This window comes from Pseudomonas sp. JL27(2026), assembly GCF_056933555.1.
This window is the reverse complement of sequence record NZ_CM167794.1, coordinates 5241011-5259311: the sequence shown is the minus strand read 5'-3', so window position 1 is coordinate 5259311 and position 18301 is coordinate 5241011. Positions and strand designations below refer to the sequence as shown.

At 62.3% G+C, this 18301-nt stretch carries 18 protein-coding genes; 6 read left to right on the top strand and 12 right to left on the bottom strand.

Annotated elements, in window-relative coordinates; all coding sequences use genetic code 11:
- Positions 1–7: 7 nt before the first annotated feature.
- From AC1Z1G_RS23980 to AC1Z1G_RS23965, 4 genes are all read right to left on the bottom strand, one after another.
- The gene (locus tag AC1Z1G_RS23980) at positions 8–571 is read right to left on the bottom strand and encodes a rhomboid family intramembrane serine protease (protein WP_483622807.1); all 564 of its coding nucleotides are present in this window, start codon (positions 569–571) and stop codon (positions 8–10) included.
- Between the two features lie 76 nt (positions 572–647).
- Positions 648–1349 (bottom strand): PspA/IM30 family protein, encoded by a 702-nt coding sequence (locus AC1Z1G_RS23975; protein ID WP_483622806.1) that lies wholly within the window; start codon positions 1347–1349, stop codon positions 648–650.
- 19 nt (positions 1350–1368) lie between these two features.
- Positions 1369–2046, bottom strand: coding sequence for a YjfI family protein (locus tag AC1Z1G_RS23970; protein WP_483622804.1), 678 nt, complete (start codon positions 2044–2046; stop codon positions 1369–1371).
- Between the two features lie 114 nt (positions 2047–2160).
- Entirely contained in the window at positions 2161–6492 is a 4332-nt protein-coding gene (locus tag AC1Z1G_RS23965) for a DNA glycosylase AlkZ-like family protein (protein ID WP_483622802.1), read from the bottom strand.
- A gap of 317 nt (positions 6493–6809) precedes the next feature.
- Here AC1Z1G_RS23965 and AC1Z1G_RS23960 point away from each other — a divergent pair, with 317 nt between their 5' ends.
- Both AC1Z1G_RS23960 and AC1Z1G_RS23955 read left to right on the top strand, forming a co-directional pair.
- Positions 6810–7694 carry a sugar nucleotide-binding protein gene (locus AC1Z1G_RS23960; RefSeq protein ID WP_347902269.1) on the top strand — a complete coding sequence of 295 codons (885 nt, stop codon included), beginning with the start codon at positions 6810–6812 and terminating at the stop codon, positions 7692–7694.
- The gene (locus AC1Z1G_RS23955) at positions 7687–8616 is read left to right on the top strand and encodes an NAD-dependent epimerase/dehydratase family protein (protein ID WP_483622800.1); all 930 of its coding nucleotides are present in this window, start codon (positions 7687–7689) and stop codon (positions 8614–8616) included. The genes AC1Z1G_RS23960 and AC1Z1G_RS23955 overlap by 8 nt, the downstream gene beginning before the upstream one ends.
- A 240-nt stretch (positions 8617–8856) precedes the next feature.
- On the opposite strand, the gene AC1Z1G_RS23950 is transcribed toward AC1Z1G_RS23955, so the two are convergent.
- The 5 genes from AC1Z1G_RS23950 to AC1Z1G_RS23930 form a co-directional block, all read right to left on the bottom strand.
- The gene (locus AC1Z1G_RS23950) at positions 8857–9555 is read right to left on the bottom strand and encodes an OmpW/AlkL family protein (protein ID WP_483622798.1); all 699 of its coding nucleotides are present in this window, start codon (positions 9553–9555) and stop codon (positions 8857–8859) included.
- Positions 9556–9685: 130 nt separating this feature from the next.
- Positions 9686–10204 carry a DUF3299 domain-containing protein gene (locus AC1Z1G_RS23945; RefSeq protein ID WP_483622796.1) on the bottom strand — a complete coding sequence of 173 codons (519 nt, stop codon included), beginning with the start codon at positions 10202–10204 and terminating at the stop codon, positions 9686–9688.
- 11 nt (positions 10205–10215) lie between these two features.
- Positions 10216–11481 carry an ABC transporter permease gene (locus AC1Z1G_RS23940; protein ID WP_483622794.1) on the bottom strand — a complete coding sequence of 422 codons (1266 nt, stop codon included), beginning with the start codon at positions 11479–11481 and terminating at the stop codon, positions 10216–10218.
- Position 11482: 1 nt separating this feature from the next.
- Positions 11483–12193 (bottom strand): ABC transporter ATP-binding protein, encoded by a 711-nt coding sequence (locus tag AC1Z1G_RS23935; RefSeq protein ID WP_483622792.1) that lies wholly within the window; start codon positions 12191–12193, stop codon positions 11483–11485.
- Positions 12194–12327: 134 nt separating this feature from the next.
- Positions 12328–12939 (bottom strand): DUF2796 domain-containing protein, encoded by a 612-nt coding sequence (locus AC1Z1G_RS23930; RefSeq protein WP_483622790.1) that lies wholly within the window; start codon positions 12937–12939, stop codon positions 12328–12330.
- Between the two features lie 133 nt (positions 12940–13072).
- Here AC1Z1G_RS23930 and AC1Z1G_RS23925 point away from each other — a divergent pair, with 133 nt between their 5' ends.
- Positions 13073–13423 (top strand): hypothetical protein, encoded by a 351-nt coding sequence (locus tag AC1Z1G_RS23925; protein WP_483622788.1) that lies wholly within the window; start codon positions 13073–13075, stop codon positions 13421–13423.
- A gap of 82 nt (positions 13424–13505) precedes the next feature.
- Here the strand turns inward: AC1Z1G_RS23925 and trxA are convergent, their stop codons facing one another.
- The 3 genes from trxA to AC1Z1G_RS23910 form a co-directional block, all read right to left on the bottom strand.
- Positions 13506–14378: a thioredoxin gene (gene trxA, locus AC1Z1G_RS23920; RefSeq protein WP_483622786.1), complete on the bottom strand. Its 873-nt coding sequence runs from the start codon at positions 14376–14378 to the stop codon at positions 13506–13508.
- Between the two features lie 71 nt (positions 14379–14449).
- On the bottom strand, positions 14450–15106 hold the full coding sequence (locus tag AC1Z1G_RS23915; protein WP_483622784.1) for a class I SAM-dependent methyltransferase: 657 nt from the start codon (positions 15104–15106) through the stop codon (positions 14450–14452).
- The gene (locus tag AC1Z1G_RS23910) at positions 15103–15564 is read right to left on the bottom strand and encodes a YbaY family lipoprotein (protein WP_483622782.1); all 462 of its coding nucleotides are present in this window, start codon (positions 15562–15564) and stop codon (positions 15103–15105) included. The genes AC1Z1G_RS23915 and AC1Z1G_RS23910 overlap by 4 nt, the downstream gene beginning before the upstream one ends.
- A 281-nt stretch (positions 15565–15845) precedes the next feature.
- On the opposite strand from AC1Z1G_RS23910, the gene nrdR reads away from it, so the two are divergent.
- The 3 genes from nrdR (at position 15846) to AC1Z1G_RS23895 (ending at position 18291) form a co-directional block, all read left to right on the top strand.
- A complete protein-coding gene (gene nrdR / locus AC1Z1G_RS23905) occupies positions 15846–16310 on the top strand; it encodes a transcriptional regulator NrdR (protein ID WP_483622780.1) in 465 nt (154 codons plus the stop codon).
- A complete protein-coding gene (ribD, locus tag AC1Z1G_RS23900) occupies positions 16307–17437 on the top strand; it encodes a bifunctional diaminohydroxyphosphoribosylaminopyrimidine deaminase/5-amino-6-(5-phosphoribosylamino)uracil reductase RibD (protein ID WP_483622778.1) in 1131 nt (376 codons plus the stop codon). Before nrdR ends, ribD begins: the two co-directional genes overlap by 4 nt.
- Before the next feature lie 191 nt (positions 17438–17628).
- On the top strand, positions 17629–18291 hold the full coding sequence (locus tag AC1Z1G_RS23895; protein WP_483622776.1) for a riboflavin synthase: 663 nt from the start codon (positions 17629–17631) through the stop codon (positions 18289–18291).
- Positions 18292–18301: the final 10 nt, after the last annotated feature.

The window sequence follows — 18301 nt, the reverse complement described above, 5'->3', positions numbered from 1 at the left end:
AGCGTGTTTACCGGGCAGCATTAGACCCGTTGCGTGGCGCCGAGAACAGTAGTCGCGCAGCAATAAATCCGGCAAATGCGCCGCCGATATGGCCTTCGAAAGACACGCCCTGACGTGGAATGAAGCCCAGAATCAGCCCGCCATACAGGAAGGCAACAATCACCGCGATCAGCACGTTGCTCCAGCTGCGGTGGAACCAGGCGCGGGCCAGCAGGTAGGCCCAGAGGCCAAAGATCCAGGCACTGGCGCCGATATGTACGCCTTTGAAACCGAACAGCCAGACCAGTGAGCCGCCGAGCAGGATGATGATGGCGCTGACGGTCACAAAACGTTTGAGCCCATCGGCGATCACCAGGGTGCCCAGCACGAGGAACGGCACCAGGTTGGTGAGCAGGTGCGCAAGGGAGCCGTGCAGAAACGGTGAGGTGACAATCCCGACGAGGCCGTACCCGGTGCGGGGCACCAGGCCGAACATCGTCAGGCTGTAGCCTGTCAGCATGTTCAGCAGTTGTATGGCGACCATCGCCAGGGCCAGGCCTGCGATGATCTTGAAGCCCGATACCTTGTCCATCCTTGTCCTCTGGTCGATAAAAAGAAGGGCATCCAATATGTCGATGCCCTTCTTTTTGAATGTGTGCCTGAGCCGGTTATTCGGCCGTTTGCTTCTTCAATCGCTCCAGAATCGCGTTCGCGCTGCCCTGGTCCGGGGTGATACCGGCTTCGCGCAGCTTGCGCTCCAGGTCATTACCGGTGGACGCGTCCGCCAGTTCGTCGTGGGCTTCGAGTTCGGCGGCGCGTTGTTCCTGCTTGGCTTGCAGGCGGTTCAAGGTGCCGACCGCGGTTTCCAGTTTGCCGTTGGCACCGCCGCTGGCGATGGACGCGCTGACCTGTGCTTTCTGTACGCTTTCACGAGCCTTGGCCATGTCCACTTGCTGGCGCAGGCTCTTGATGCGGGCTTCGGCCTTGGTGATGTCCTTGCGCATTTTGTCGGCGTAGGCACCAAACTCGGTGGCTTGCTTCTGTTCGGCGTCGAGGTCGTTGGTCAGGGTCGAAATGGCTTCGGCCACTTCCAGTGCCAGGTCTTCACGGCTGGCCTGGAGCGCGGCCATGGCCTTGGACTCCAGGTCCTTGATCTTGGCGTTGAATTGCGACACGCGTTCGGCCGAGAGTTTGTGCTTGGCCATGATGGTGACCAGTTCGCGCTTGGCGTTGGCCAGGGCGTTGTCAGCGTCGCGGATTTCCTGGTCGAGGATGCGCAGGGCCTGTTGGTCGGCAATGGCTTCGCCGACTTCGCTGGCGCCGCCGCGCAGGGCGGTGAACAACTTGCTCCAGATCGATTGGTTTTGCATGAGTCGGTACTCCCGGAAATTAGTTGAAGAAGCTTTCGAAGGCTTCGCTGGCACGCTGAACGTTGTCGACGAGGGTTTTGATCTCGGTCACGACGTTGGTCAGGCTGGATTCGGAGCTGAGTGCGCCGAACATGCTGTAGACGGTCTGGCCGTTGGGCATGGCTTCGATGCCGATCGACGACAGCGGGAACATTTCCCGGCTGCGCAGCACGGCTTCATTGAAGCGTGGCACGTCCTTGATCGATTCGAGGTCGACCAGCACGGTGTCGACGATGATTTGCTCGCCCACGACAGCGATGTAAATCGGCAGCCCGCCAAACTCGTTCATTTCCAGCTTGATGCTTTGCTCGGAGCCTTGAACCAGTGTCAGGGTGATTTCGTTGGAAACCACCTCATCAAGGGCCTGCAGGGCGCTGAAGAGACGGTCGATGTTCCAGTTATTACCTGCGCTCATGTAATCCTCCAAGTTGAATGAGCCCGCCAGAATCGGCTGGCGTAGCTGTTTCTCCATGAGCTTGAGCAGGCTTCGGTTTTCAGGAAGCACCCAAGTCTCATGCTTTACATAACCGGCGGCGCTAAGGCCTCCGCGCATCTGCTTCATGTAGAAGCTCGATGGTTTTTTCGCGGCAGGTTTCGAGCGCTCTCCCTGGCGGCTCTCTGGAGCAGTATCTGACGCTGGTGGAGAGCGGCGTTTCATGACTGTGACTCCGTTTTGCTTTTATCACGCGTGATAAAGCTACAGGCGATTTATGGCGCCATCAATAGCTCACGCGTGAGATTGTTATCTACCCGACGAAGAGACCAGGCAGCCTCAATGCCTGATCAGTTTGTTGTGTAATTCAGCGTGAGCCTGTTGATCGAGATCCAGCCAGAAATGCTGGGTGCCGGCAATGTCGGCGGCGGCCGGTAGTCCGTCGCGGTACACCAGTCGATTGTTCGTCAGTGCCGGGACTTTGGGCCCTGGCAGCAAGGTGCCGGCGAGGTTCAGCGGGTCGACGCCACACACGGCAACCAGGCTGCCGTCGTGGGGGCGGCGCCGGACTTCGCGCAGCAACGGGATCGCTTCCGGCAGCGCAAATTGCTCACCGGCCAGACCGCTGACGAAGCGCCCGCCGCGAATCTCTCCGCGTGCCTCCAGTCGATGAAAAGTGCGCAGCAATTCACGCCAGCTCGGCAACCAGTCGGCCTCGCGTGCAAGCAACCGCCAGAACACCACGCCGTAGCGGTGCAGCAAGGTCATGGCGATGTGTTCGAGGGTGTCGCCCGGTGTCGATGCCGGGCGTTTGTTATCCACAATCGGCGCTGGCGTTCCGCGTCGCAGCAAAGCCCAGCGCCCGGCATCGTCCATCCCGCCAATGAATGCCCCGCGACCACGCCGGCTGCTGCGGGCCTGGCGTTTGCTCGCCGGGGTAATCAAGGCCCGCAGGCCGGCGAAACTGTCGGCGTTCACCAGGCCTGCGCCTACCAGTTCCTGCAAGGCGATTTCCAGTTCGCTGCGCAGCAGGTGGGCTTCGTGGATCAGTTCATCGAAAAACAGCGCACCGTGTTGGCTGAGCGCGGCATGGACTTTTTGGGTCTTGGGCGACAGTTCGCTGGCCGGTGTCTGCTCGGTCAAACTGCTCCACAAGGCAACCTGACTGCGCGGCAGCAGCACAATCGGCGTGCTGCGAAGCGCCGTGCCGGTGCCTTGGTGGCGGGCAGTCAGGCGGGTCCAGACCAGTTTGCCGCTGCGGCACAACTCATCCAGCCAACTCGCCGAATAGTCTTTGAGCCGCGCGGGCAGAATGTCGCTGTCCCAGGCTGATGCGGCCGCCGGATAACCTTCGAACTGACGGATGATGGCCGGTAGCATCGCGCTGCCCTGGCCTTGGGTCGCACTGGAGAGGTGTTGCCAGTCAAACAGAAACCGCATGAAGTCCTGCAACGCCACCGGCTCGATTTCCCGCCGCAGGCGTTTGACGGTGTAGCGATGAATCCGCGCCAGCAGATGCCGCTCGCACCACTGCTCCTGCGTGGCGCCAGGGCTGAAGTGACCGCGCAGCACGTAACCTTCGCGTTCCAGTTGTGCCAGGGCCTGGCCGACGTGAGCCGTGGTCAGCCCCAGCGGTTCGGCGATCTCGCGCAAGGTCAGCGGGCCGAATGCGCCGAGCCGCGCGCGGATCAGCTCGACCAGCGCCTGGTCGGCTTCCCACGGCTCATCGAAATCCGCCAAGGCGTACAGCGGCGGTTGCAGCGAGGCCTGTGGATAAACCGCTTGCAGGCAGGTCAGGCGTTCCAGCGCCAACCATAACGCTTGATTGGCGTTGATCTGCAAACGGCTGGCGCGACCACCGTCGGCCAGGGTTTGCAGCCAACCTGACCACTGTGGGTTGGCCTGCGCTTCGGCATCGCTGATGGCGGCGAGGCTCATCAGGGCTTCATGCATTTCATCGACGCTGGCAGGCGCAGGCCAAGCCTCTTCACGCACGGATTGAATGGCTTCGGCATCCAGTGCGCCAAGGTCGTCGGTTGAGTGCGGGTCGCTCCAGCGGCGGTTGAGCACCGCTTGGGTGCGGCGTTCTTCCAGAGGCGCGTCGTCGAGAAAGGTGTACGGCCGGGCGCTGAGAATCTCTGCCGCAAGCGGCGAGGGTGCGGGTAAGTCACGGCTGAGCAAGCGCACCTCGCCACGCTCCATGCGCCGCAACAAGGCGAGCCAGCCGTCGCAATCCATGGCGTCGTGCAGGCAATCGTCGAGGGTTTGCTCCACCAGCGGGTGGTCGGGAATTTCACGCTCGCCCGCGAGGTTTTCCAGGCAGGCGATCTGATCGGGAAAGACGCTGGCGATCAGGTCTTCGCTTTTCATCCGCTGGATCTGCGGCGGTACCTTGCGGCCACCGCTGTAGCGCGGCAGCGCCAGCGCCACACCGGCATTCCAGCGCCAGCGCACGCCGAACAACGGCGCGTCGAGCACGGCTTGAGTCAGCAGGTGTTCGGCGCTGTTGCTATGCAGGTAACGCCACACCTCATCCAGTTCGAAACTGTGGCTGGTGGACAGTGACAACACAATCGCGTCTTCGCTGGCGGCGGCCTGTAGCTCGAAGTTGAAGGTGCGGCAAAACCGCTTGCGCAGGGCCAGGCCCCAGGCGCGGTTGATGCGGCTGCCGTACGGCGTGTGGATGATCAGCTGAGTGCCGCCGGACTCGTCGAAAAACCGCTCCATCAGCAGCGTGTCCTGGGACGGCAGGGCACCGAGGGTCAACCGTGCACGGGCGAGGTAGTCCACCAGTTGTTCGGCGCTGGCCAGGTTCAGGCCGAGTGTCTCGGTCAGCCAGTCGAGGCTGGGCTGCAAGTCACCGGGGCTGGCGCCGAGCAGTTCATCGAGCCGGGCGTGCAGGCGCGCCACGGCGAACGACAGTTCCGCACTGCGCCCCGGCGCTTCGCCGAGCCAAAACGGAATAGTCGGCGGCTGCCCCTGGGCATCTTCGACCCGGACCTTGCCGGTTTCGACCCGCAGGATCCGGTACGAGGTATTGCCCAACTGAAAGACATCGCCCGCAATACTTTCCACCGCGAAGTCTTCGTTGACGCTGCCGATGTTCAGGGCTTGCGGCTCCAGCAGCACGGCGTAGTCGGCGTTGTCCGGGATGGTTCCGCCGCTGGTCACGGCGGTCAGCCTGGCCCCGCGTCGGCCGCGCAGGGTGCGGCTGACGGCGTCGCGGTGCAGGTAGGCGCTGCGGATGCCCTGGCGGCCGTTGTAACCCTCGGCGAGCATCTGCAACAGGGCCTGATAGTGACGCTCATCGAGCCCGGCGTAAGGGGCGGCGCGGCGCAGGGTGTCGAGCAGCGCCTGTTCCGGCCATTCCTGACAACTGACCTCGGCAATGATCTGCTGCGCCAATACGTCCAGCGGCGCGGTGGGGATCAGCAGGGTGTCCAGCTCGCCCCGGCGCACGCAGTCAAGCAGGGCGGCGCATTCGATCAGGTCGTCGCGGGTGGTGGCGAACAACCGCCCCTTGGGCGTGCCGCCGACCTGATGCCCGGAGCGTCCGACCCTTTGTAGAAACCCGGCAATAGAACGCGGCGAAGCGATCTGGCAGACCAGGTCGACGTCGCCGATGTCGATGCCCAGTTCCAGCGAGGCGGTGGCGATCAGCACTTGCAGCTCGCCGCGCTTGAGCCGTTGCTCGGCGTCGAGTCGGAACTCCTTGGCCAGGCTGCCGTGGTGGGCGGCCACTGCGTCTTTGCCCAGGCGTTCACTCAAATGGCGGCTCAGGCGTTCAGCCAAACGACGGGTGTTGACGAAAATCAGCGTGGTCCGGTGTTCGCGGGCCAGTGTGGCGAGGCGGTCGTAGACCAATTCCCAGACATCGTTGGCCATCACGGCCGACAGCGGCACGGGCGGGACCTCGATGTTCAGGTCCCGAGGGCGGGCGTGGCCGATGTCGACGATTTCGCACGGACGCTCGGTGCCCACCAGAAACCGTGACACGGCATCGATGGGTTTTTGCGTGGCGGACAGACCGATGCGCATCAGCGGTTCGCCGCCTGCCTTGCTTAAGGTCAGCGCCTGCAAACGCTCCAGGCTCAGGGCCAGGTGGCTGCCACGTTTGCTGGCGGCGATGGCGTGGATTTCATCGACGATCACCGTGCGCGTGCTGGCGAGCATGCGCCGCCCGGAATCAGAGCCGAGCAGCACGTAAAGCGATTCCGGGGTAGTCACCAGAATGTGCGGGGCGCTTTTACGCATGGCACTGCGGTCTTTTTGCGGGGTATCGCCGGTGCGCACGGCGGTGTTGATCGTCAGTTCGGGCAGGCCCATCCCGCGCAATTGTTCGGTGATGCCGGCCAGCGGGTTTTGCAGGTTGATTTGAATGTCGTTGGACAAGGCCTTGAGCGGCGAGACGTAGACCACCAGGGTTTCGTCCGGTAAATGGCCGCCGTTGGCCAGTCCGCGATGAACCAGGTCATCAATGACCGCGAGAAACGCAGTGAGGGTTTTGCCTGAGCCGGTGGGTGCGGCGATCAACGTCGAGCGGCGTTGGCGAATCAACGGCCACGCCGCGGCTTGAGCGGCGGTGACCGAGGGGAAAGTACTGTTGAACCAGGCACTGACGGCGGGGTGGAAGTCGTTCAGCACGCGGTTGGCTGATTCGGGCAGGTTCATGGGGCAATTTATGCGGGTAGAGGAATGAAGAAGCAAGTACCGCTCAAGATCTCCAGCGATCCTTATGGCCCTTTCGCGAGCAAGCCCGCTCCCACACTGTGAATGCAATATTTGTGAACCACAGAGAACACTGTGGGAGCGGGCTTGCCCGCGAAGAGGCCAGTAGCGGCACCACAAACACCTGCGATCTACACTTTACGGATGACGGTTGCGCACTAAACCCGCAAAATGCAACGATTCTGGCAACTTTCAACGACAACGCCTGCGGGCGCTGTCGATAAAACCATCGTTCCAATCAGACTGGGCCTGCTGACTCTATGCGAATGCGCCTTATGTTACTGGGCGGCGGAAATGCCCTTGGGCAGGCGCTGATTCGCCTCGGTGCAGAGGAAGACATCGGTTTCCTCGCCCCCCGTCCGCCTCAGGACGGCTGGGATGCCGCGAGCCTGACGCAACTGCTCGACGACACCCGCCCGGATGCGGTGATCAACCTCGCCTATTACTTCGACTGGTTCCAGGCGGAGACGGTCAGCGAGACGCGCCTGGCTGGCCAGGAACGCGCCGTCGAACGCCTGGCCGAACTGTGCCAGCACCACAACATCGTGCTGGTGCAGCCTTCCAGCTATCGGGTGTTCGATGGTTCACGGGCAACCGCCTACAGCGAAAAAGACGAACCGGTACCGCTGGGCCTGCGCGGTCAGGCGTTGTGGCGTATCGAGCAAAGCGTGCGCGCCACCTGCCCGCAGCATGTGATGCTGCGATTTGGCTGGCTGCTCGATGACAGTGTCGACGGCACCTTGGGGCGCTTTCTCGCCCGCGCCGAACAACCGGAAGAATTGCTGATGGCCGACGACCGGCGCGGCAACCCGACGCCGGTGGACGATGCGGCGCGGGTGATCATTTCGGTGCTCAAGCAACTCGATTGCGCGGCGCCGTTGTGGGGCACTTATCATTACGCCGGGCACGAAGCGACCACACCGTTGGCGCTGGGCCAGGCAATACTCACTGAAGCACGCAACCTGCATGCGCTAGCCATCGAAGCCCCGACCGCCCAGGCTCACGCCGCGCGACCGGACGCCGCCGAGGAGCCGCAACACGCGGTGCTGGCCTGCAAGAAAATTCTGCACACTTTCGGGATCAAGCCCCGCGCCTGGCGCGCGGCACTCCCGGGTTTACTGGATAGGTTTTATCGCCATGGCTGACGGCCCTGTTTTGATCACCGGTGGTGCCGGTTTTATCGGTTCGCACCTCACGGATGCTTTGCTCGCCAAGGGCCATTCGGTACGTATTCTCGACGACCTGTCCACGGGCAAGCGCAGTAACCTGCCGCTGGACAATCCCAAGGTCGAACTCATTGAAGGCGATGTCGCCGACAGCGCTTTGGTGGCGCGGTCGATGATCGGTTGCAGCGCGGTGGCGCATCTGGCCGCCGTGGCCTCGGTGCAAGCCTCGGTGGACGACCCGGTGCGCACGCACCAGAGCAATTTCATCGGCACCCTGAACGTGTGCGAAGCCATGCGCGAGGCCGGGGTCAAGCGTGTGTTGTTTGCCTCAAGCGCAGCGGTCTACGGCAACAACGGTGAAGGCGAGTCGATCGATGAAGACACCGCCAAGGCCCCTCTGACGCCTTACGCTTCGGACAAACTGGCCAGCGAATACTATTTCGACTTTTACCGTCGCCAGCATGGCCTGGAGCCGGCAATTTTCCGCTTCTTCAACATTTTCGGCCCACGCCAGGACCCGTCCTCGCCGTACTCCGGGGTCATCAGCATTTTCAGCGAGCGCGCGCAAAAAGGCCTGCCGATCACCGTGTTCGGCGACGGCGAGCAGACCCGCGATTTTCTGTATGTCGAAGACCTGGTAGACCTGCTGGTGCAAGCCATTGAAGCGCCGCAGGTGGAAGTCGGTGCGGTCAACGTCGGCTGGAATCAGGCGACGACCCTCAAGCAAATGCTTGCGGCCCTGAGTGAAGTGGTGGGGCAGTTGCCACCGATCAGCTATGGCCCGGCGCGCTCGGGCGATATCCGCCATTCGCGGGCGAACAACCAGCGCCTGAAACAGCGTTTCACGCTGCCGGAACGCACGCCAATGAGCGTGGGGCTGGCGCGGTTGTTGGGGCGCTAGAAATAGCCCCCGAGCGATCAACAAGAAAGGCGCCCAAGGGCTAATGCCAGTCAGTGAAAGAAAAACCAGATCTGAAACCGCGAAGATCTAATGTGGGGGCGGGCTTGCTCGCGAAGGCGATCAGTCACTCAACTATGATGTTGACTGACCCACCGCTTTCGCGAGCAAGCCCGCTCCCACAGATATTTCACTTAACTGACAGGCATTAGCCCAAGGGCGCCTTTTTTGTGCGTGTACGGTTTAGAACTTGTAGCCCAGGCCGACCATGTAGACCCATGGGTCCACGTCGACGTTGACCTTGGCGCGAGTGCCTTGGGCCAGGGCGTTGTTGTCGACGTAGGCGCGGGTGTCGATGTCCATGTAACGCGCCTGGGCGTTGATCATGACGTTGTCGGTCAGCATGTAGTCAGCACCGATCTGCCAGGCCATGCCCCACGAGTTTTTTGCGCGGAAGTTGCTGAAACCGTTGTTGCTGGCCTGGCTGCCGACGTGTTCGTCGTAGATCCAGGTGTAGTTGATGCCGCCGCCGACGTACGGCTGGAACGCGGACTTGGCGTCGAGCGGGTAGTAAACCAGGCTGAGGGTCGGTGGCAGGTGCTTGAGTGTGCCGAGTTTGCCGTTGGCCGCATCCAGAGAGGTGCCCTTGATCTTCACGTCGTGCTCGAACGGCGTGGCCGCGAGCAACTCGATCCCCAGGTTGTTGGTGATCATGTAGGCGAAGTTCAGGCCCAGTTGCGTGTCGCTGGACATGGTGGCCTTGCCACCCAGGTTGGCGCCGGCCAGTGGGCCGCGGTCGACCTTGACGCTGGAGCTGTCGGCTTTCGGGTTGACGGTGATTGCGCCGGCCCGGACGATGATGTCGCCAGCCTGGTGGGCGTGGGCGAGCGGGGCTGCGAGCGCGAGGGCAAAGAGGGAAGCGCTGAGCAATGACTTGTGCATGGGGGCTCCAAAGGACAGATTCAAATATTCTGTGTCCAATTGTATGGAGCACCCGGTCAGGGGCTTTGACTCAGCTCAATGAAATCGCAAGAGGGAATAAAAACCGCTTTATCCATTGCGTTTTTGGTCTTTACTCCGGCAATTCGTACACGTAAATCTTGTCCGCATCCATCTGGTAACCCGCGTCCGCCAACTCACTGGTGGAGGCTTTCACCTGCATCGCGCCTTCGACCCAATACGGCTGATACAGCTCATCGAGTTTGACCCCGACCGCGCTCTTGACGTGAACGATCTGGTTCGACGGTGGCGGTGGCACGTGGATGCACGCGCCGAAATACGGCACCAGCAGAAAGTCCGTCGTGCGGCCCTCTTCGTTGACTTCCAGCGGCACGATGTACCCCGGCAGGCGAATGACCTGACCGTCGAGGCTTTTCACCACCGGTGCGTTGGGCATGTCCTGCCTGGCGGCCGGCGCTGATTCGGCGGCGAGCGCATCGCTCATTTGCGACAGGTCGTGCAGCGGTTTCATGTTCGGCACTTCCGCCGGGGCATCTGGCGGGATCATCTCGGACCACGCCAGGTCCTTGGGCTGCGCCGCCCAGAGCGGCAGCGCGACCAGCATCAACAGCGCAAGCAGAGCGCGGGGCATGTTCAACGTCCTCATAAACGGATCGACAGGCCATCGGCCAGCGATTGGCGATAAGCGCGCCAGGCGGGCACGCTGCCCATCAACAGGGCGGCCGCCAGAATGCCACCCAGCAGCGTCCATTCATATTCGCTCGGCCAACTCAGTGGCAGGAACAGCCCATACGTCGACTGCACATACCCCTGGGCCGCCGCGATGCAGGCATAGAGCAGCGCCACCCCGGCGATCACCCCGGACAACGCCAGGGCAAACGCCTCCAGCACCAGCAAGGTTGCGATGTGCCAGGGCCGGGCCCCCACCGAGCGCAGGATCGCCATCTCGCGGCGGCGCTCGTTGAGGCTGGTGAGAATCGCGGTGAGCATGCCGATCAACCCGGTCAGCACCACAAACAACGACACCACGAACAAGGCTTTTTCGGCGGTGCCCATCAGGCTCCACAACTCTTGCAAGGCCACGCCCGGCAGGATCGCCAGCATCGGCTCGCCACGGAATTCATTGATCTCGCGCTGCACCGAGAACGTCGCGATTTTGCTGTTGAGGCCGAGCATGAACGCGGTGATGGCTTGCGGGGTGAGGTCCATGTTGCGCGCCTGATCGGCGCTGATCCGGCCATTGCCCTGGGCAGGCACGCCGTTGTGCCAGTCGATGTGGATCGCCTCCATGCCACCGAGGCTGATGTGCAACGTGCGGTCGACCGGCGTACCGGTGCGTTTGAGGATACCGACCACGGTGAACGGTTTGTCGTCATGTTTGACCAGGCTGATCACGGCCACGCCGTGGGCCAGCACCAGTTTGTCGCCGAGCTTGTAATGCAGCGCATCGGCCACTTCGGCGCCGAGCACCACTTCGAACGGGTCGGTGGCGAACGCCCGGCCACGGGCCAATTGCAGGCTCTGCTGACGGCCGTACTGGTAATGCTCGAAGTAGGCGTCGGTGGTGCCCATCACGCGGTAGCCGCGATGGGAATCACCGAGGGAAATCGGGATCGCCCATTTCACTTTCGGGTTGTTGGCGAAATGCTCGAAGCTGTCCCAACGGATGTTGTTGGTGGCATTGCCGATGCGAAACACCGAGTACAACAGCAGGTTCACCGAGCCCGAGCGTGCGCCGACAATCAGGTCGGTGCCGCTGATGGTGCTGGCGAAGCTGGTCTTGGCTTCGGTGCGCACCCGTTCCACGGCCAGCAACAGGCAAACCGACAGGGCGATGGCGAACGCGGTCAGGAGCGCGGTGAAGCGGCGGTTTGCCAGGCTGGCCATGGCTAGACGAAACAAATACATCTCAAACCTCTAACGGCGTGGCGGCGCGATTGAGTTCGCTCAGCGACAGGTGACGATCGAACAGCGGTGCCAGGCTCTGGTCGTGGCTGACGAACAGCAGGCTGGAACCGGCCTCGCGGCATTCGGCGAACAGCAGGCGGATAAACGCCTCGCGGGCGTCGTAATCGAGGGCCGAGGTCGGTTCGTCGGCGATCACCAGTTCCGGTTGCCCGATCAGCGCCCGGGCGGCGGCGACCCGTTGCTGCTGGCCGATGGACAGCGAATCGGCGCGGCGGCTCAGGATGTTTTGATCCTTGAGCCCAAGGTGCGCAAGCAAGGTCGCGGCCGCTTGATCGACACTGCCGTGGCGCTGCACCGCACGGCTGGCGCGCAGTGTTGAGAAGTGGCACGGCAGCTCGACGTTTTCACGCACCGAGAGAAACGGCAGCAAGTTGAACTGTTGGAAAATGTAGCCGGTGTGGTCGACCCGAAAACGGTCGCGGGCACCGGCCGACAGGTCGGTCAGCTCCTGGCCGAGCAGGCGAATGCTGCCGCGATCAGGTTTTTGCACGCCACCCAGCAGGCCGAGCAGCGTGGTCTTGCCGCTGCCGCTCGGGCCCTTGAGAAACAGGGTTTCACCGGGTTCCAGGCGAAACGCCGGGATGTCCAGCAAGGGCGGATGAGCGGGCCAACTGAAGCTCAGGCCGGACAGTTCGATAAGGGGTTGGGTCATGTGAAACCGGTCAGGTTGGAAGTGAACCCTGTGGGAGCGGGCTTGCTCGCGAAAGCGGTGGGTCAGTCAACATCAATGCTGAATGATAAATCGCCTTCGCGAGCAAGCCCGCTCCCACATTCATTTTGGGTGTATCAGAATTTGAGGGTGGCAGCCTTGGCGGTCACTTCGACGCCTTGCTGGCCACCCGGGCTGATGAGTTGTACCTGAATTTTCTGAGTCGCGGGGAAGGTCTTGAACACCTGCGTCAGGTCCAGGGTTTTCAACGCGCCAGGGTTTGCACAACTGAACTGATAGCGAGCGTGAATCTCGCTGTGATCGTGATGATGCTCTTTGGCGGCCAGGCCTTTGCCGTCGGTGGCATGGTCGTCGTCATCGTCATGCTCATCGGCGTCCGGTTTATCACCGAACAACGGGCTTTCCAGTTCCTGCTGGCTGACCACGCACTGGGCGGCTTTCGGCAGGTTGAACAGCACCAGCGGTTTTTCCAGCTGCGCGCGGGCGGCGGTGACGTTGGCTTTGTCTTCTGCGCTGCTGGCGACGTGTTCGAAACCCACCAGGTTCATCGCCGGGCTTTCCAGTTCCAGCTCCAGGGTCTGGCCGTCCAGCGCTGCGTTCAACCGCCCGACACCATGTTCATGGGCGCCGAGGCTGCCGTGCTCATGTTCGTGATCATGAACCTCGGCGGCTTGAGCGGCAGCCAGTGGCAACAGGGCGAACGGCAGAGCGAGAAGCAGACGGCGCATGGCAAGTCTCCAGGAGAGAAGGTGAAATATTTGTTATGTGATCTTATAACAATTAAGCCAGGAGTTTGACTGTCCGCTTGGCGTTGCGCAAGGCGCGTGGGAGCATGTTCGTCAGAAATGTGAGGAAACCCTAATGTTGCGCATACGTGGAAGCATCGGCGACTGGCCGGTGGATTTGACGCTGGAACTCGATGATGGCGACTGGGCAAGGCTCGGCGCGCAATTGCAGGTCAGTCAACCGGTGAGCGATAGCGCGCCGGTGATCAAACCGGTCAATCAGGACGAAGCGCTGTGGCAGATCGCCAAGGACTTGCTGCGCAAGGCCGGGCAGTTGACCGGGCCGGACTTGCTGGAGCAGTTGGAAGGGTTGACCGGCAACGCGGTCGCCGGCAAGCGCTTGCTGGTACGTTTGCGCCACAGCGCCGACGTCAAGGTAGTGAGCGGTGGGGATACGCCGCTCTACAGCTGGATTGAGCCCGCGTAGGCACTGAGCTTGCTCCGGGCGGCTTGCCGGCGATGGCGATCAAGGGCGCCATCGCCGGCAAGCCGCGCTCCTGCGAGGCCGCTTAGTACAGCGCGGCGAACAGCTTGCGGCGGTACACGGTCACCAGTGGGTGATCGTTGCCCAGCAGTTCGAATACTTGCAGCAAGGTCTTGTGCGGCAGGCCTTCGCTGTAGCTGCGGTTGCGGATGAACAGCTTGAGCAGCGAATCCAGTGCCGGCTCGTATTGCTGGCGGGCCAGTTGCTGCACCGCCAGTTGATAGACCGCTTCGTCATCTTGCGGGTCTTTCGCCAGGCGGGCTTTCAGATCCGCCGCATCCGGCAAATCCTTGGCCTGCCCCAGGAACTGGATCTGCGCCTTGGCGCCAGCCAGGGCAGCCTTGTGCTCATCGGTCTTGACCGCGTCGAGCACGATTTGCGCTTCGCCCAGTTCACCCCGTTCGGTCAGGCAGCGTGCGTACAGAATCAGCGCACGGGCGTGGGTGTTGTCTTCGCCCAACAGCACTTTCAGCGTGGCTTCGGCGTCGGCGAAACGGCCTTCGTCGAACAGCGCTTGAGCCTGCTCGAACGGGTCGGCGGCGGCTGGCGGCGGCATTTGTACATGCGGTTCAAGCAGGGCGCGCACGGCAGACTCGGGTTGTGCGCCGGCAAAACCGTCTACCGGCTGGCCATCCTTGAACAGCACCACGGTCGGCAGGCTGCGAATGCCGAAGCGCGAAACGATGTCCGGCTCGACGTCACAATTGACCTTGGCCAGCAGCAACTCGCCCTGATAGCTCTCGGCGATGGTTTGCAGCATCGGCATCAGCGCCTTGCACGGCGCACACCATTCGGCCCAGAAATCCACCAGCACCGGTTTGTGGAACGAGTTTTCGATCACCGCCTGGTCGAAATCGGCAGTCGTGGCGTCGAAGATGTACGGCGTGTCTTGACTCATGGGCTCTCTCGAAAGAAACGTGAATGGGGCAACTATAAGGCTTGGCGGGGGGCGGCTGAAAGCCGGAACGATCAGGGGCGGGCGGCATGGTAGAGGCTCACATGCCGAAACTCTTGCGGTTCGGCCAGGTCCGGCAAGGTCATGGCTTCGAACATTCCCAGCCGTTGATACGAGGGATGACGAAAATCCCGAACCCGCGAGTCCGCCACCAGCGCTTCCCGCCCACGGCTCAAGAACTCATCGAGCAATGGCAGGTTCGCCCGGTCATACAGCACGTCGGCCACCAGAATCAGATCAAAGCGATCCGCCTCGGCGAAGAAGTCTGTCGAGTAGCTCAGGTGCACGTCATTGAGTTCGGCATTGGCCCGGCATGCGGCAATCGCCAAGGGATCCAGGTCACAGGCCACCACCTCCAGCGCTCCGGCTTTCACCGCCGCGATACCGGCCATGCCGGAACCGGCACCGAAATCCAGCACGCGCTTGCCGGCAACCCACTGCGGGTGTTCGGCCAGATACCGCGCCACCGCCAGGCCACTGGCCCAGCAAAAGCTCCAGTACGGCGGTTCATGCAGAATGCGTCGGGTTTCTTCGGGGCTGAACGCGCGGTCCATGTTGTCGCCGTCGATCAGCCAGAGTTTCAGGTCGGTGTCCGGCAACTCGCAGGCCACCAGTTGTGCGTCGCCGAGCAGTTCACCTAACGCCTGTTGCAGGTCGAGCGGCGTCTTCATGGGGCTTTGATGAACTGCAATTGGCCCAGGGCCTGGGTGGTCGGTTGATTGATGCGTTGCGCCGGCAGGTGCAGGATCAGTTGCCCGGACTGGCTGGCACGGCCGCGCAGTTCAACGCGGGCTCCGGCGGGGAAGGCGTCGGGGTTGAAGCGCAGGCGAAACGGCAGCGCCTGGCTGGTGCCGATCAGGTTGGTGCTGGCGAGCAATTGCTGGGGCCGGTCACGGTCATCGATTACCAGCAACGCCAGTTCTACCTCGGCACCGGCCGGCACGCCCAGCAAGCTGCCGCTCAATTCTCGCTGGTAGGCGGGCAGGGGGCCGAGCTCGGCCGGCGCCTGGGCTTTTTTCTGCGCCTGTTGCGCAGTGCCCTGGGTCGGTGCTGCCGGTTTGGGCGCATCGCTGCTGCAGGCGATCAGCAGGCTGGCGAGACTGAGCAAAACAAGCGGTCTTAGCGGCATTTGCGGCTCCAGCAAGGTGAAATCCATGGATCAGACAGGGTGTTTTGCCTCGCAAATGTTCCTTTTTGACGGTGTCTGTTGTCGTCATGCGGCGTTGCCGTTCCTCGCCATGGCGGGCTACGACTCGTCGCGGCGCCTTGCTTGACGACAACAACCATGTGTCAAAAGAGCAACATTTGGTGAGGCAGGACACTAGCCAGTCTGTATACCGTAAACCCTATGGCTTGTCTTGCCAGTGGGATGCGCTACCATGGCCCTCCCTTTTTTTGTTGCCTGCCACCATGCACTGTCCCTTCTGCGGTGCCAACGACACCAAGGTCATCGACTCTCGTCTGGTCGCCGAGGGCGAACAGGTGCGCCGCCGGCGCGAATGCCTGGCCTGCGGTGAGCGTTTCACCACCTTCGAAACCGCCGAACTGGTGTTGCCGCGCCTGATCAAAACCGACGGCAGCCGCCAGCCCTTCGACGAAGAAAAACTGCGAGCCGGCATGCAGCGCGCGCTGGAAAAGCGCCCGGTCAGCGTCGAACGCCTGGAATTATCGCTGGCGCATATCAAGCACAAACTGCGGGCGACCGGCGAGCGCGAGGTCAAATCCCTGGTGGTCGGTGAGCTGGTGATGGCCGAGCTGCAAAAACTCGACGAAGTCGCCTACATACGATTCGCTTCGGTGTATCGCCGCTTCCAGGACCTCAACGAGTTCCGCGAAGAGATCGATCGCCTGGCCCGTGAGCCGGCCAAACCATGACGATTTCCCCGGAACAAGCGATCCTCGACGCCCACTACATGGCCCGTGCCCTGGAGCTGGCGCGCAAAGGTCACTACACGACTCACCCCAACCCACGGGTTGGCTGCGTGATCGTGCGTGATGGGCAGATAGTCGGTGAAGGCTGGCACGTGCGCACCGGCGAACCCCATGCCGAAGTCCACGCCCTGCGCGCCGCTGGCGAAAACGCTCGCGGCGCCACCGCGTACGTGACGCTCGAACCGTGCAGTCACCACGGACGCACACCGCCGTGCGCCGATGCGTTGGTGAATGCCGGTCTGGCCCGCGTCGTGGCGGCGATGCAGGACCCGAACCCGGACGTTGCCGGGCGCGGCCTGCAACGCCTGGAGCAGGCCGGCATCGTCACCGAAAGCGGCGTGCTCGAAGGCGAGGCCCGCAAACTCAATCAAGGGTTCCTCAAGCGCATGGAACACGGCTTGCCGTTCGTGCGGGTCAAGTTGGCCATGAGCCTCGACGGTCGTACCGCCATGGCCAGCGGCGAAAGCCAATGGATCACCGGCCCTGCTGCTCGCTCGGCGGTGCAGCGTCTGCGCGCGCAGGCCAGCGTGGTGCTGACCGGCGCCGATACGGTGCTGGCCGATGATGCCCGCTTGACCGTGCGCGCCGATGAGTTAGGCCTGGATGCCGAGCAAACTGCGCTCGCCATGAGTCGTCCACCGCTTCGCGTGCTGATCGACGGCCGCCTGCGGGTGCCGCTCGACGCGCCGTTTTTCAAGGCTGGTCCAGCACTGGTCGCCACCTGCGTCGCGGTGGAAGAGCAATACGCCAACGGTCCCGAATGTTTGATTGTGCCGGGCGACGACGGTCAGGTCGACTTGCGCAAGCTGCTGCTCGCACTCGCGACGCGTGGTGTCAACGAAGTGCTGGTGGAAGCTGGCCCGCGCCTGGCCGGGGCGTTTGCCCGGCAAGGGTTGGTGGACGAATTCCAGATCTTCATCGCCGGCAAGTTTTTGGGCTCCACGGCCCGGCCGCTGCTCGACTGGCCGCTGGCGCAGATGAAAGACGCGCCGGAGCTCAAAATCACTGAAATTCGTGCTGTTGGCGATGATTGGCGAGTCACCGCCATCCCTATGCCCCAACCTGTGTGAGAACTACTGCACTCGGCAATACTGCGTTAAAAACAGGCTCGGAATGCTCATTTACAACCCGTAAACTCCGCTTCCTCGCCTGTTTTTGCCTTGTCTTGCCTTCGCTCGTTACGTTCTCACACAGGCTGATCGGCGAGCGTATAATTCTCGGCCATTGCGTTAGCACTGGCCCTGTTCTCGAGGAGGACTCCATGTTTACCGGCATCATCGAATCCATCGGCAGCATCCGTGCATTGACCCCAAAGGGCGGTGATGTGCGGGTTTATGTAGAGACCGGCAAGCTCGACCTGAGCGACGTCAAGCTCGGTGACAGCATCGCGGTCAACGGCGTATGCCTGACAGCGGTCGAGCTGCCGGGCAATGGTTTTCTGGCTGACGTCAGCCGCGAAACCCTTGATTGCACCGCCATGAACGACTTGAAAACCGGTAGCCCGGTCAATCTGGAAAAAGCCCTGACCCCGACCACGCGTCTGGGTGGGCACCTGGTCAGCGGCCACGTCGACGGCGTCGGCGAAGTGATTGCCCGCACCGAAAACGCGCGGGCCGTGGAGTTTCGCATCCGTGCGCCGAAAGACCTGGCCAAGTACATCGCGCACAAAGGCTCGATCACCGTCGACGGCACGAGCCTGACGGTCAACGCAGTGGATGGCGCCGAGTTCGAACTGACGATCATCCCCCACACCCTCAGCGAAACCATCATGGCGGCCTATCAGCCAGGTCGCCGGGTGAACCTCGAAGTGGACCTGCTGGCCCGTTACCTGGAGCGTTTGCTGCTGGGCGACAAGGCTGCCGAGTCCACCAAGGGCACCATTACCGAAAGCTTTCTGGCCGCCAACGGCTACCTCAAATCCTGACTCAAGGGGG

Excerpts from the sequence above, each read along its gene's own strand:
- AC1Z1G_RS23980 (WP_483622807.1), bottom strand. The coding sequence starts at position 571 with ATGGACAAGGTATCGGGCTTCAAGATCATCGCAGGCCTGGCCCTGGCG.
- AC1Z1G_RS23975 (WP_483622806.1), bottom strand. The coding sequence starts at position 1,349 with ATGCAAAACCAATCGATCTGGAGCAAGTTGTTCACCGCCCTGCGCGGC.
- AC1Z1G_RS23970 (WP_483622804.1), bottom strand. The coding sequence starts at position 2,046 with ATGAAACGCCGCTCTCCACCAGCGTCAGATACTGCTCCAGAGAGCCGC.
- AC1Z1G_RS23965 (WP_483622802.1), bottom strand. The coding sequence starts at position 6,492 with ATGAACCTGCCCGAATCAGCCAACCGCGTGCTGAACGACTTCCACCCC.
- AC1Z1G_RS23960 (WP_347902269.1), top strand. The coding sequence starts at position 6,810 with ATGCGAATGCGCCTTATGTTACTGGGCGGCGGAAATGCCCTTGGGCAG.
- AC1Z1G_RS23955 (WP_483622800.1), top strand. The coding sequence starts at position 7,687 with ATGGCTGACGGCCCTGTTTTGATCACCGGTGGTGCCGGTTTTATCGGT.
- AC1Z1G_RS23950 (WP_483622798.1), bottom strand. The coding sequence starts at position 9,555 with ATGCACAAGTCATTGCTCAGCGCTTCCCTCTTTGCCCTCGCGCTCGCA.
- AC1Z1G_RS23945 (WP_483622796.1), bottom strand. The coding sequence starts at position 10,204 with ATGCCCCGCGCTCTGCTTGCGCTGTTGATGCTGGTCGCGCTGCCGCTC.
- AC1Z1G_RS23940 (WP_483622794.1), bottom strand. The coding sequence starts at position 11,481 with ATGTATTTGTTTCGTCTAGCCATGGCCAGCCTGGCAAACCGCCGCTTC.
- AC1Z1G_RS23935 (WP_483622792.1), bottom strand. The coding sequence starts at position 12,193 with ATGACCCAACCCCTTATCGAACTGTCCGGCCTGAGCTTCAGTTGGCCC.
- AC1Z1G_RS23930 (WP_483622790.1), bottom strand. The coding sequence starts at position 12,939 with ATGCGCCGTCTGCTTCTCGCTCTGCCGTTCGCCCTGTTGCCACTGGCT.
- AC1Z1G_RS23925 (WP_483622788.1), top strand. The coding sequence starts at position 13,073 with ATGTTGCGCATACGTGGAAGCATCGGCGACTGGCCGGTGGATTTGACG.
- trxA (WP_483622786.1), bottom strand. The coding sequence starts at position 14,378 with ATGAGTCAAGACACGCCGTACATCTTCGACGCCACGACTGCCGATTTC.
- AC1Z1G_RS23915 (WP_483622784.1), bottom strand. The coding sequence starts at position 15,106 with ATGAAGACGCCGCTCGACCTGCAACAGGCGTTAGGTGAACTGCTCGGC.
- AC1Z1G_RS23910 (WP_483622782.1), bottom strand. The coding sequence starts at position 15,564 with ATGCCGCTAAGACCGCTTGTTTTGCTCAGTCTCGCCAGCCTGCTGATC.
- nrdR (WP_483622780.1), top strand. The coding sequence starts at position 15,846 with ATGCACTGTCCCTTCTGCGGTGCCAACGACACCAAGGTCATCGACTCT.
- ribD (WP_483622778.1), top strand. The coding sequence starts at position 16,307 with ATGACGATTTCCCCGGAACAAGCGATCCTCGACGCCCACTACATGGCC.
- AC1Z1G_RS23895 (WP_483622776.1), top strand. The coding sequence starts at position 17,629 with ATGTTTACCGGCATCATCGAATCCATCGGCAGCATCCGTGCATTGACC.